Consider the following 14445-nt stretch of genomic DNA (forward strand, 5'->3'; position numbering starts at 1 on the left):
ATTTGGCAAAACGGCATATTATAGATAAGGCTTGCGCACTAGGATTCGCTTATTTTTTTGCTAGCTATTTCGCTCCTGAACCTGCCGGGAGAAATACCATATTTTTTTGTAAAGGATGAGGTAAAATAAGATCTGTTATTATAGCCTACCATTTCATATATACTGCCAATATTCAGTTTTTCATTTGACAATATGAGTTCCTTGGCCTTTTCCAGGCGGACATTATTGATATAATCCGGGAAGCTGACACCGGCATACTCATTAAAAATTTTGCTGAAATACTGGGGGGTGATGGATAATTTATCGGCTATGATATTTGCAGATATATTGCTGTCTCTGTAATTCTCGTTTATATATTTTAAAACCTGTTCAACCAGATCAGGATTTTTCTTATTCCTTATATTGCATAGGATGGTTTCCGTTTTATCAAATAATTCTTCAAACCAGTTTATTAAATCCTCATAACTTTCAAAACTCCTGATCTTTGCATATATGTCCTGAATATCAAACTCCATACTGCCCTTATGAGAGGTTTGGAGCTCCTCCGGCAAATGCAGTATGGAATTGGCAAGCTGAAAAAACAATTTGACAATTTTGTCATAGCTGCAGTTCCTGATCAGGCTGTAATATTTGAAGATAAAGTCACAATAGGCATCTTTTGAGCCATTCTTAATAGAATTCAATATGGCATTTGCATAATGATTCACCTTATCTTTTTCCATCTCTTTGATTTTAACAGTTTTTCCGGTAAAAATAGTATTTTTGCCATATATAAATCTATAGTTTGTAAAACCAAAGGCCTCATCGTATTTATCCTTAATGTCAAAAATATTACTGGATACTCCGCTTATTCCAATGGTAATACCTATATTAAGCAATTTGAGTATGGAATCCTGAGCGTGCTCCACAGCCTCTGTGATTTCTTCTTCATACCCTGTGTTATCCCTGTTTATGTCTGATATGACCAGAACCAAATGCTCATTGTCCATAACAAAATAAGTACTGGTTGAAATTTCTTTGAGGGTCTCGGAGGAGATATTACCTATTGAGCTCAGCTGAAAGTCTATAGCCTCTTTATTATTATTCAAAAGAAAATCATTATAGTTATCCAGCCTCATTACAATAATACAGTAATTGCCATTGATTGAATTGAGGATCTTGTATTTCAATATATTATCAGGGAATATATCCTTATTAATATTGCCGGGTTCGGTCAGCACCGACTTGAAAAATGCCGTGCGCATGATATTAAAGTTGGACTCATTATCCTTCTCCAGGGTATTCAACCTTTGAACCAGACTTCCAACCGCCTGTGAAATAAATTTATATTCATTGTTTTCAGGCTTATCGGGTTGACTTATATTTGAACCTTTAAAAAGCACGCTTATATTGCTGAATACATTGTTTATAGGTGTATAAAGCCATCTTGACAGCATTATTGACAGGAAAAAAATAAGCACAAGAACAACAGAACAGGTCAGCAGGATTGTATTTCTGATTTTGGTGACCTTGCTGAACAGCATGCTATATTCACTTTTACTAAATACGATATACTTTTTGTTTTTTGCAATAACGTAGTTATATACCCAGTTATGTCCGCCATCATAGACACTGAAGCTTCCCGAGCTGCGGCCGGCAGCGACTGCGTTTCTGAAATAGGTTTCATTTTTTATATTTGTCGATAATCTTTCAATATCATTATGTAATAAAACTTTTCCGGTTTTATCAACAATAAAAATATCCTGCTGAGGTTTGGAAAACTCGGTATAGACTTGATTATAAAGTGCATTGGCATCAATATTCAGTACAATTGCGGAATCATCTCCGAGTCCCGGCTCATGATAAATTATTGTATATACGTCCACCGGTTTGTCGTTGTTATTGCTTATCCTTCTCGGAACGGGATATAATACAGGTCCTTCCCTTACAATTTCAGATATGGTTTCATGGCTTTCTTCATAGCCGATTCCCCTGCTGGTTCTAAAAACTATTGAGTTTTTATTCCATACGTATACTGAAAAAATAGAAGGATTGGATATCTTAAGTCTTTCTATATCATAGGTGACACCCATGATATCCAATCCGTCAATCTCACTGGAACTCAGCAAATTCTTCACATAGGGATCGTTATATAGCACAAAAGCCATGTTTTGCGTGGATTCAAACATGTTTGTCCCCAGCACGGCAATATTTGAAAGTGCCAGCTCGGTAATGGAATTGATATCCTTGATGCTCTCATTCTTTACCCAATAAGTATTGAGCAATGTGATTAATAATACCGCAACTATTGCGGTTCCCAAATAACTTAAAAGAAGTTTTATTAGCAGTTTCTTTGACCTTAATGAACTTGAAAGAACTTCTCTATTAATCATACACAGCCTTCCTTTGAGTTTTTTGTAAACTAATATTACCCCTGCATATATACTTTATCAAGATAATTTTTCAGTCCCCCGTCAAGCATCCAGCTGAAATCCTTCTGATAAAACTCACTTCCCCAATTTTTCAAATCACTCTCCAGCATAAACATTCCGCCCATACACATATGATTGCCTTTTTTCATATAATCGGCCACAGCTGCCTGAAGACTTGTAACTATTTTCACTTTGCTTAAGTCGGTATGCCCGGCACCGAATAAATTCTGAAAAGTCTGTTTTTCATCCGAAAGCACCGGATACAGGTAGAATTCCCGCTGGAACCTGAATATATTTGAAGTCTTTGGAAGTAACCGCTGCATTTGAGGGTCCAGCAGCCAGGACTCACACACAAATCCCCTGCATTCCTGGTGATAAAAATATGTTTTATAGAAGGAAACTGCGTCAACAAAAGCCCTTCTGCATTCCTCATTGTCCAGCCCGGTTCCTCCCGGAATATGTATATCCAATACAATATCGCCTTTGGACAGAACCTGCATCCATTCATTCTTTGGCAGTTTGACCGTCTCCTTCAGGGCATGTCCCGAGGGCAAAACGGGATTGCCGCATATGCAGCCGTCATCTTCTTCATGCCCTGCTGCAAAGGAATTTTCAGTATTAAATATTCCGTTGGTTCCAATAACTTTGCCGTCGCTCATATATATGACCCCCGGTTCCGATAGGGCACATACCCTGCCGTTATTGATATTCCGGTATACAATCAACCTGCTCTCAAAGTATTTGGGATAAAAATTAAGTCTCCCGATTCTGAAAATTCTGCCATAAAAAAAGTGAGTCAGCCATTTAAAATCATCGATCCCCCAGTAGCCATACCTGCTTTTAAAGCCGCACATGAAATCCTTCAAGGTCTTGAGTGTAGCTATTAAAATCTCATTTTCAATACCCTTGGCTTTATAATAATTAATTGTACCATGAATACCTGATATTAAAATCAATACCGGCAGCAAATTGGCCTGTTCTCCAAGTATTTCCTTAAGCCTGTAAGGATCAAGGATCCTTTTTTCATCATATTCCTCCATGTGATAAATCCTGAGATGGCAATACTGTACAAATTTGATCAGTTCCCCGCTGGCAAATATTTTGTCAACCAATTCTGCCAAGTCATCAATGGCTTCTCCGGGAAGCTGCAAATAATAATTTGCCTCACTGACAAATTCAAATTTTAAGAAATCAGTATTATCTCTCATAAAAAATTCCGCCAGAGATTTCTCAGGTATGTAATCCTCAACTATCCTTGCAGTTTTCAGGGTTTCATAAAAATTTTCCAGTATCTCTACAACTTTATCGTTTTGGGTAAAAGTCTTCATTGCTCGGAACCTCCGTAAATTTTTTAGAAGCAGTATTACTTGGGTAAATGGAACCCGATTAAAAGTACACGCCTGAAATTATATTGAAGCTCCTGTGATGAGCTGTAAAATTTCAGGCATGTACTTTATGGCAGTTATTTATTGATATTATTTATTAATGTTATTCATTGGGTTATTTATTTTTATTGGTATATTCAGTTTTATTTTCCTGCAAGAAATGCGTCAAACTGCTTCTGGCACTCTTCTCTGTATTTGTCTATGCCCGCGGTCTTCAGTGCTTTCATTGCCTTTTCGTAATTATCTTTGGAATCAATAAACCCTGTGGACATGGGAACCAGTTGTTTTCCTACCACATCCTTAATCCTGGCTTCCTCTGTTTTTACCGAAGAGGAATCAAATACGAAGCCGAAGGTATTTGAAAGCTTGGAATCCTTATCCCAGTTCTTATAAGTTTCAATATACTTATCGCTTACATCGTCGGTAAACATTTGGTAATTTACATTTCTGAACATCCACTCATAGAAGAAACTGTCGTTGGTCAGGAGTTTTATTCTGTTATTTTCTATTTTGTAGTCCTTATCCTTTACACCGTAGATAGTTGTGAGATAATTGTCCTGATTCTTGAATATCCAGTTGAGATACATAACGGTTCTTTCAGGGTTGGCACTTGTAGGGGAGATACATATCACTTCACCACTGGGAGATGCTCTGTACTTCGGTTTTTCAGGGGCTATAAGGTATGTTTCCAATTTTGCATCGGGAGCATTCTTTCTCACATCCTGGATTATTTCCAGATTTTTGCCCAGGGATGCCTCTCCCCAAATGTACTTGCCGGTCTTCATTCTGGCATCGCCTTCGTTATATTTGATGGTGACATCATCGGTATAGAGTTTTTCCAGATACAGCTCTCTATTGTACTCACAAAGCTTTTTATACGCATCGGTTTCATAGAAGCTGTATATTTTATTGTCATCCTGTCCGGCGCACAACATGAAGGAATCGGTTATAAATATAAGTCCCTGGTCTGAAAACTCTCTTGCCAGAGCCGAAATGACAGGATGGGAACCGGCATTCATATCCGGATATTTTGCCTTTACTTTTTCACCGAACTGCTTCAGGTCAGCCGTAGTTTTAATTTCACTCATCCCAACGGCCTCAAGTAAATCCTGTCTTATATCAACCTGCTGCAGCATTGCCGATGTTGGAGCATTTGTTGCCGGTATGCCCATTATTTTGCCGTTAATTTTAGCCGCATTTATGTTTTCCATTGGTATTGCCTTCAGAAGGTCGGGTGCATATTTCAGAAGGTCATCCAGAGGAATGTTCTGATTTTTGGAAGTTATCTGGCTTAAGTTTGAAAAACCGTCCCAGTACCAATCGATCTGCTCATTTGCCGCCAGCATCATATCTTTTTTATTCCAATACTGATCCCAGGGTGAATACATGACTTCCAGGCTCATGTTAAGATCATTTTTCAACCTGTCTTTATACTCATTGTTGAGGAAGTCTTCCATACGTCCCGACATGTCACCGGGATAAAGTACTTTCAGTTCCACAAAATCCTTCGGAACACCGCCGCCGGTCTCAGTTGACATAGCTGCGGTACTGTTTGTTCCGGCATTGCTTGTGCTTTCTGCCGCAGGCTGCCCGGAGCTTTTGCCGCAGCCTATCAGCATGGATGTGCTGAGTGCCAGTACAACAATAACTGATAAAGCCTTTTTCAAATTTAACATTTTGTACCTCCTAAAAATATTTTTTTATTAAAAGAATGCTTTTGACATTCCTTTTCTCAGATTCATGGACTGAACGTATCCTAGCCTTTTACCGCTCCTGCCATTATTCCCTTGACAAAATACCTCTGGATAAACGGATAAATAAATATGATTGGGCCGATTGCTACAACTGTAACAGCCATTTTTACCGTTTCGGTAGGGAGACTGATTTTTGAACCTATATTGCTGACTCTGCCGGATGTAAGCGCCTGCACATTTGACATTATATTAAAAAGATAATACTGCAGTGGAAACAAATCTCTTTTTGTAATAAACATAACAGACAGCCACCAGTCATTCCAATACTGCAGTGCGTACATCATGCCCACCGTAAGCAAACCTGTGCTTGTGAGCGGAACTGCAATTCCGGCGAATATCTGAAAGTAATTGGCTCCGTCTATTTTGGCAGATTCAATGATGCTGTCAGGTATTGCCTGAAAATAACTTCTCAGCAGAAAGAGGTTCCATACGCTTAGCAGGTAGGGACAAATCAGCCCAAGTATATTATTTGAAAAGTGCAGATAGTTTACACATACTATATACCAGGGGATCATTCCGGCAGAAAAAATTATGGTAAAATTACTATATGCCGCAATTATATTTCTGTATTTAAGAGTCTTTATTGACAGGGCAAACGCCATCATCGCAGTAATCAGAAGAGCTGAAAGGGTGCCTGCCGTGGTAACGAAAATAGTTATCCCATAAGACCGGATAATCCTTTGACCGCTATTTATAAACAAATACTTATATGTATCCAGCGAAAATTTTTCGGGTATCAGGCTATAGCCCTTCACTGCCACCGTATTTTCATCCGACAGGGACACTCCAAGGGTAAGGAGCAGCGGATATAGGCAAAACAAAGCAAATAAGGCAAGAAAAGTATAAGCTAAAAAAACAAAAATCCTATCTGACAAACTCTTTTTCATACAATTACCATCTCCTTTAGAATAAACCTTCTCCGTCATTTATCTTCTTTGCCAGGTGATTTGTCAGGGTGACCAGTATAAGTCCCATTACCGACTGATAAAGACCTATAGCGGAGGCAAGTGAAAAGCCCAGGGTTCTCATTGCCGAGTACACATATGTATCAATTACTGTAGTAGCATTGCTAAGGACGCCGTTGTCTCCCACAATTCCATAGATCATTGCAAAATCCCCATAAAAAATTCTTCCTACCGAAAGTAATGTCAGTACAACAGCTGTGGGTTTTATCAATGGAAGGGTGATGCTCCGTATCTGCTGGAATTTTGTAGCGCCGTCGACAATTGCAGCTTCATACAGTGCATAATCGAAATTCACCATGGCTGCCAGATAGACTATAGTGCTGTATCCCGTCCACTTCCAGACATTGGCTCCGACCAGTATCGCCTTCCAATATTTAGGCTCAGCATACCATCTCACCGGTTCCATTCCAAAGCTTTTTAATATTGTGTTCACTACGCCGACATCGGAACTAAAGAGACTGTATATGATGGCTCCGATTACAACCCAGGAGAGAAAGTAAGGGAAAAACAGGAACATCTGAGTAGCTTTTTTAAATATTTTACTGTTAATCTCATTTAGAAATATTGAAATGGATATGGGAAAAACAAGTCCGGTTATAATATAAAACACATTTAAAATAATTGTATTGTAGGTGACTCTGAGGGCCATTCCACCGTCTGTAAAAAAGTATAAAAAGTTTTGAAAGCCTACGAATTTACTTCCGAATATTCCCTGCTTAATGTTGTAATCAGTGAATGCCATATAAATTCCAGACATAGGCACATAACAGAATATCAACAGCACTATTATTCCCGGAAGAGTCATCAGATAAAGCATTTTATTATCTCTGAACTCTTTGATAAATCTGTCTTTTTTGCTTTTTTTAATTTTGCCCGGCTGATATACCCCTATACTTTTATTTTTAATTTCCATACTGCTTGCGTCCATCTGCATCATCCTTTGCATCGATTTGGTTTGCCCTTTCACAAAAATCTTAGCATAGGCAATCACCCCAAGTAAATTTCAATAAATTCATTTATGTTAACAAAATTAACATTTTATTTGTATATTTTTTTAATTTTTTTATAATGAATTAACAAGGAATTGACTTTTAAAACGGGCTATTTTATTATGATTCAGTAGAAAAACAATTTCTCTGCTTCAAACTCTTATTACTATTCCCAAATAATATAACAATAAATTAACTTAAACATTTTTTGATCTATTCTTCAGAGCCCATCTGTAAGTATCTTAAATCCAAGATTAAATAAAGATTAACAAAGGAGGATTTTTAATGAAAACAATAACCGCTGTTTTAATTGGTGCCGGACTCCGCGGAATGGATGTATACGCAGCTTATGCCCTTCAAAATCCCGGAGAAATAAAGTTTGTTGCAGTGGCTGAACCCAATGAGACACGAAGAAGCATGTTTTGCAAAGCACATAATATCCCTGAAGAAAACAGTTTCGCATCCTGGCAGGAACTTCTGGGCAGGCCCCGGATGGCCGATACGGCATTTATATGCACCCAGGACAGAATGCATTACAAACCCACTCTTGAGGCCCTGGAGAAAGGCTACCACATCCTTCTGGAAAAGCCCATGTCAAATAACATGTCCGAATGTATGGAAATGGAGCGGTGCGCCGCCAGAAACAAAAAATTTATCTCTGTCTGTCATGTGCTGAGATACAGCCCTTTCTATGCCGCATTAAAGGATATAATAGCCGGTGGGAAAATCGGGGATATCATGTCCATACAGCAAACTGAAAATGTGGCCTACTGGCATCAGGCTCACAGTTTTGTCAGGGGCAACTGGCGAAATGCCAGGGAATCCAGTCCCATGATCCTGCAAAAATCCTGTCATGATATGGATATAATCTCCTGGCTGATAGATCAAAAATGCACAAAGGTATCCTCTTTTGGTTCCCTCAGTCATTTCAAAAGCAGCAATGCCCCCGAAGGCTCTCCAAAAAGGTGCCTGGACGGCTGTCCTGTGAGCGGCAGCTGTATCTACTATGCACCGAAACAGTATCTCACCGGTGACATAGGCTGGCCCACTTCGGCAATCAGCAATGATTTAAGTCTTGAAGGGAGGACCAAAGCTTTAAAGGAAGGGCCTTATGGCCGTTGTGTCTACCATTGTGACAATGATGTTGTAGACCACCAGGTGGTCAATCTGGAATTTGAAAAAGGAGCCACCGCATCTTTTACCATGTGTGCCTTTACAGCCGACAGCGGGCGGACCATCAAGGCAATGGGGACCAGGGGGCAGATCCGGGGGCATATGGAAAAAAACGAGATTGAAGTTCATATATTCGGTGAAAAACAAGCTGAAGCCTATCCGGTTTTGAATTATGAAATAACCGGAGATGCCGCCGCATACGGTCATGGAGGCGGGGACTACGGCTTGATGAAGGATTTTGTCCGTCTGGTAAGCTCAGGGGCTGAAGCAGCTGGACTTACCTCTGCCAGGGCCTCACTCCAGAGTCATCTGATGGCTTTTGCAGCAGAAATATCCCGTCTTGAGAACCGGACCGTTTGGCTGGACCAGCTTATAACGCAAAGGGGTGATTGAATTTCCCGCCTTATGCGCCTCTCAAGCTATTATCGCTTGGTTATAAAAAAATACATATAAAGAAAGGATCACCCAATGAACACCAAACATTATGAAATACCCCTGTTGCCGGGCGAATTCTGGTGGGGCGGCGCTGTCAGCGACGGCATCAGAACCCCCTTCGGCGGCAGCCTCTTCAGCAGGGACCTGAACAATCTGGAGGAAAACCAGGGAGTCCCCCTATTAATATCCAATAAGGGGCGGTATATATGGTGCAATTCCCCTTATGCCTTTAAGTTTCAGGATAAAAAATTAACTGTAGCTTCAAATGAGGATATTATTTTTGAAGAGGGCTTTGAAAATCTCAGGACCGTTTATAAACATGTTTCGCACAAATATTTTCCTCCAGCAGGCAAATTGCCCCATGAGCTTGCTTTCCTTTCTCCCCAGTACAATACGTGGATAGAGATGTTTTATAAACCAACCCAGGAAAAAGTACTCAATTATGCAAACTCCATAATAGAAAACGGAATGCCTCCCGGAATTATGATCATTGATGATAACTGGATGAAGGATTACGGCAATTGGGATTTCTCAGATGTCAATTTCCCCGATCCAAAAAAGCTGATTGATACACTGCATGAGCTGGGGTTTAAAGTCATGTTATGGGTATGCCCTTATGTAAGTCCCGACAGCTGCATTTTCAGAGAGCTTCAGGCAAAAGGGCTGCTCCTAAAGGCAAATGATGGAACACCGGCCATAAGAAGATGGTGGAACGGCTACAGCGCCGTTCTGGATTATACCAACAGCGCTGCCGTACAATGGTTTAAAGCTCAGCTGCAATTACTGATAAATAAATACGGTGTCGATGGCTTCAAATTTGACGCCGGTGACCCCAGCGGAGCGGATTTGGCCGATTGGAACAAACCGTACAGCTGGAAATTCCTTCCTCATCCTAATTATGACTGTGAAGCCTATGCAAAAATCGGTCTGGATTACAGTTTAAGTGAATACAGGGCCTGTTGGGGCTGCGGCGGCCGCCATCTCATTCAGAGACAAAAGGATAAAAAACCGGCGTGGGCTGGAAACGGGCTGGACAGCTTAATACCTAACGGCCTTTTACAGGGCTTGCTTGGATATCCTTTTAACTGCCCTGACATGATAGGCGGCGGTATGGAAGGAGATATCAATTCACCGGACTTTAAAATCGACCAGGAGCTCTTTGTAAGATTTCTCCAGTGTTCACTGCTGTTTCCCATCATACAGTTCTCCATTGCGCCCTGGAGGGTTCTGGACAAGGAACACTTCAAATATTGCTCCGACATGATAGAACTGAGGCAGAAGCTTGCTCCCGGCATTCTGGAATTAGCCAGACATTCGGCAGACTCGGGCCAACCCGTTATCAGGCATATGGAATACGTATTCCCCGGCTGCAATTATGAAAGAATAAACGATCAATTCATGCTGGGGGATGACATCCTGGTTGCCCCTGTTCTGGAGAAAGGCGCCAGAGGCAGATCCGTTACCTTCCCTGCCGGAATATGGGCGGGCGACGACGGAAGTACCGTAATTGGGCCGGCAGTAAAAGATATAGAAGCACCCCTTGACAGGCTGCCGTATTATATCAAAAAAGCAGATTAAATTACAGCATAAGTAATGCCCTTACACGAAAAAATCAAAGGTCATATTTCTTTAAAATTCATTATTTTATTAATGGGGGTAATTTAATGAAAAGAAATGATTTTACTTTATATTTGGATAACGGTGAAATCCTAAAGGAGATTCCGGCCCCGATAAGAGAACTATATACTGATGACAGGAGTAAGGTAATAAGTGTCAATGACAATTCACACTCAGCCGATTTATTTATGTATTATTGCGGCATTTCATCATGCCGGGAGGGTTATTCATGGGGTCCGGCAGTGAGGGAGCATTTCCTGCTGCACTACATATTGGAGGGTGAAGGCATTCTCAAAGTCGGGGGCAAGGAATACAGGCTTTTTAAAAATCAAGGTTTTCTGCTTTGTCCAAATGAACTTTCACATTACGAGGCCAGCTTCACAAGTCCCTGGAAATACGCTTGGGTGGGGTTCCACGGCTTAAATGCCCGGTCTTATCTGGAACTTGCCGGACTGTCAAAACAAAATCCGGTTTTTACATTTAACCGGGGAGAGCTTTTGAAGAACTGCCTGCTTGATATGGTAAAGTCCTTTGAGGAGTATAGATATGGAGCGACCCTGCGCCTCCAGGCACTTCTCTATATGCTCTTCTCGGAATTAATTGAAAATTCCCGGGAAGATATTATCAACAACAAAAACGTCTACAGCAAAAATCACTATATAAGAAAATCCATAGAATTCATCCAGAACAATTATATGCAGGATATCAGCATTTCCCAGCTTGCAAACCATATCGGACTGAATAGAAGCTATCTCTCCTCCCTGTTCAAACAATTTCTGAACACCTCGCCCCATAAATATCTGTCCCTGTATAGAATCAATAAGGCCTGTGAACTTCTGAAGGACGGCTCCTTTTCAATAGTGGAGGTTGCTGGTTTATCAGGCTACCGGGATCCTGTTGTCTTTCAGAAGTTCTTTAAAAATGTGATGGGGATATCGCCGAATAAGTATAGGAAGAAATTTATTTGAACGGTTGTGGTGATAAATTGTCGCTTGCTTTATCCAGGTGTTTTTTATATCAACTGTACTCCCGGACTAACTTCATGAAATGGCATCCCACAAACCAATTGCGGAAATTGTACCGACTCATGTAAAGTAGTTTTTCCGTCGCTCAAACTCGACATCCTGTCTCGATTTGAAGCTCAAAGCAGCGTCCTGCTACTTTGCCGGCAAAACTACTTTACACTCATCGACAATTTATCACAATTGTTTTGAATCGTGAATGCCATTTCATGAAGTTGTCCTCGTGTACCAGTTGATTATAATAAATCTATCATAAAGCAAAAACAAACCTTTTATCCATCACAACAGTTAAAATACAGAGGTCGGCCTCGCGAACTATTATCATATTGTCTCATCGCACACCAAACAATTTATCACAATTGTTTTGAATCGTGAATGCCATTTCATGAAGTTGTCCTCGTGTACCAGTTGATTTATAATAAATCATCATAAAGCAAAAACAAACCTTTTATCCATCACAACAGGTAAAAACCGCCTTTTTTATACCGGATACTTCAAACACTTATTAGTAATAAAAAAAGGGTGGACTGCAGCGCACAAGCTTTGCAGTCCACCCTTAATAACTCACATACAAACATCTAACTCTATTTCAATGTATAGCCCGGGAGCGTTCCTGATGCAGGAAGTCTGCACACCAGCTCCCAGTTGCCGTTCATATCCTTGAAGCCTGCACGTATTGTTCCGCCGGGGTTGCCAATTGCCGACCTGGCAATCCTGGCCTCATATACCGATGCATTCTTTGAAACAGTCACATTTGATGTGCCCAGATCATTCCAGCTCCAGTTGTTGTTATTTGCAGGATGGCTGTACAGCGTACCGGTTTCAATCATATAGTCGCAGCCCGAATCGGTCCAGCTTCCTTCCACATAACCCGTAGAAGAGTTATTATCGGCATTTATGAATATCTGGCCATTTGCCGACAGGTTACTCCCCTGGACGCAAAAATATATGTAGTTTGCATCATTAGTCACCTTAAGGCTGGTTGCAGTTTGACCTGCTGCCGTTGCCAGGGGTGATATGCCGCTCCAATCCGAGGCATTCCCGTCAATTGTTATGTTTCCGGTTGGCGGCGGCACTGTTCCGCCAACGGTGAAACTCCCCAGATCCAGCCATCCGTCTGTATTTTGTCCGGCATTTGCAAACCCCAGATTATTCCCGTTTGAAAGCGGATTGATGACCTTTATGCACATATTATAGGTACCCGACGCCAACCCGGGTGAACTTACAGTGTGTTCAAAGGTTTTTACCGAAGCTCCTGCAGGTATGGTGTTCAGGTCCCATGTGGTAGTCCAGCTTTTCACCAGGGTACCTCCCTGCTTCACCCCTATTTGTACCGGCCACATTGTATGGTCGTAATAGAATGGAGCAATACCAATGTTTTTAATATCTATTCCCAGGTACAAGGCGGAGGACGAAGATAAATTGTCATAATACGCAGCAGCAACCTGGAAGTCGTATCCCAACTGTTTGGAAGCCGTCCTGGCATTGGCCAATGTGGTGCCGGTATAATTTTTTATCTGCTCACACATGAGCCAGGTGGGATGCGCTTCACTTAAGCAGGCCGCCCAGGTTTGATTTGTTGAGCCCTTCCATGGGGTACTTGCAAAAATAGTACTCTGATCGGGAGGATATACTTCTCCTCCTATACAATTTGAAGTCCATTTATTCTGCTGATTCAAATTTATTAACTTCTGTACAAAACTCCAGGTTTGGCCTCCGGCTCCTGAAGATAAGGTTGCATAACCGAAAGAATCATCATGATAGCCTATATTTGCGCTGGCATTTGGCACCCCTGCTTTCGGCTCCCTCACACATAGCTGAGTTTTGTTGAAATACGTGTCAAAAGTTGTCAAAACCTCATTATACACGGTATTGGAAATGTTCCAGTTGGGTTTGCCGTCGGAGGTATCTTCATCATAGGGCCAATTATGCCATTCTCCCCAGAACCCCAAAAGCCCCAGCGTTATATATCCGATTCTTGGGTCGCCGTCATATTTTGTACCAAAAGCTTTGATAAAATTTTGCATGGAAGTTCTGAAGGTCTGATTTTCATAATCGGGACAGTAGCCTGCGCCGCCCAAATCCGCGGGCTCATCGTAGCGACGCATGGTCAGTCCGCCGTCTATAAGAAACTGCGGCACACCTGTGGACACTCCGGGATAATCATAATAAAAACGGAATACGGCCTGATGTCCCCTGCCTGAAATAGCATTCAGCCTGGTTTCCAGAGCCGACCAATTAAAGGTATTCATCCCTGTCTGAACATCCCTTACCGGAATGTAGAACCATTCAAGGCTGTGCGGGAAGGTGGTGGTGCTCCCGTCAAAGGGCACAAAACCTTTAAGAGGATTGTTGTCGAAAGAGGCACCTGTTCCGATGGGATGCGCGGTATGTCCCGAAGTGCTTGCCAGAGCAGTACCCGGCCCACCCGTTACAGGGCATATTCCCAGCGTTAAAGCAAAACAGAGGGTAAGAGAAAAAATTTTCTTTCTTAACATAATTCAGGTCTCCTTTAATAAGATTTGCAGTATAATTAACATAAACCTATTAACTGTAAACTTGAAAGTCAATTTAAACTGGCTCCCAGGTCAATTTAATTCTAGCATTTCCAAAAATTACTTAATATGTATTAATGCCGGATAAATAAGTTATTTTGTGAGATACTCGGACCTTTGTTAAAAAATTATAAATCCC

Annotated in this window: 9 protein-coding genes; 3 read left to right on the top strand and 6 right to left on the bottom strand. The window is 41.2% G+C overall.

What is annotated here, in order from left to right:
• Positions 1-38 precede the first annotated feature (38 nt).
• The 5 genes from CTER_RS16695 to CTER_RS16715 all read right to left on the bottom strand — a co-directional run bounded on the left by CTER_RS16695 (position 39) and on the right by CTER_RS16715 (position 7443).
• Entirely contained in the window at positions 39-2372 is a 2334-nt protein-coding gene (locus tag CTER_RS16695; RefSeq protein ID WP_004627383.1) for an AraC family transcriptional regulator, read from the bottom strand.
• 35 nt (positions 2373-2407) lie between these two features.
• A complete protein-coding gene (locus CTER_RS27070; RefSeq protein WP_004627379.1) occupies positions 2408-3739 on the bottom strand; it encodes an acyltransferase domain-containing protein in 1332 nt (443 codons plus the stop codon).
• A gap of 200 nt (positions 3740-3939) precedes the next feature.
• Complete coding sequence (locus CTER_RS16705; protein WP_004627454.1) at positions 3940-5472, bottom strand: ABC transporter substrate-binding protein; 1533 nt, start codon at positions 5470-5472, stop codon at positions 3940-3942.
• Positions 5473-5552: 80 nt separating this feature from the next.
• Positions 5553-6437, bottom strand: a complete 885-nt coding sequence (locus CTER_RS16710) for a carbohydrate ABC transporter permease (RefSeq protein WP_004627376.1) — start codon at positions 6435-6437, stop codon at positions 5553-5555.
• 16 nt (positions 6438-6453) lie between these two features.
• Entirely contained in the window at positions 6454-7443 is a 990-nt protein-coding gene (locus CTER_RS16715; protein WP_004627415.1) for an ABC transporter permease, read from the bottom strand.
• Positions 7444-7789: 346 nt separating this feature from the next.
• Between CTER_RS16715 and CTER_RS16720 the strand changes: the two genes are divergently transcribed.
• From CTER_RS16720 to CTER_RS16730, 3 genes are all read left to right on the top strand, one after another.
• Positions 7790-9070, top strand: coding sequence for a Gfo/Idh/MocA family protein (locus CTER_RS16720; protein WP_004627419.1), 1281 nt, complete (start codon positions 7790-7792; stop codon positions 9068-9070).
• A 75-nt stretch (positions 9071-9145) separates the two neighbouring features.
• Positions 9146-10690: a glycoside hydrolase family 31 protein gene (locus tag CTER_RS16725; RefSeq protein WP_004627463.1), complete on the top strand. Its 1545-nt coding sequence runs from the start codon at positions 9146-9148 to the stop codon at positions 10688-10690.
• 86 nt (positions 10691-10776) lie between these two features.
• Complete coding sequence (locus CTER_RS16730; RefSeq protein WP_004627429.1) at positions 10777-11697, top strand: AraC family transcriptional regulator; 921 nt, start codon at positions 10777-10779, stop codon at positions 11695-11697.
• A 638-nt stretch (positions 11698-12335) separates the two neighbouring features.
• Here the strand turns inward: CTER_RS16730 and CTER_RS16735 are convergent.
• Complete coding sequence (locus CTER_RS16735) at positions 12336-14249, bottom strand: DUF4832 domain-containing protein (protein WP_004627495.1); 1914 nt, start codon at positions 14247-14249, stop codon at positions 12336-12338.
• Positions 14250-14445: the final 196 nt, after the last annotated feature.

The sequence above is a fragment of the Ruminiclostridium cellobioparum subsp. termitidis CT1112 genome, assembly GCF_000350485.1.
Taxonomy (GTDB): Bacteria; Bacillota; Clostridia; order Acetivibrionales; family DSM-1351; genus Ruminiclostridium; species Ruminiclostridium termitidis.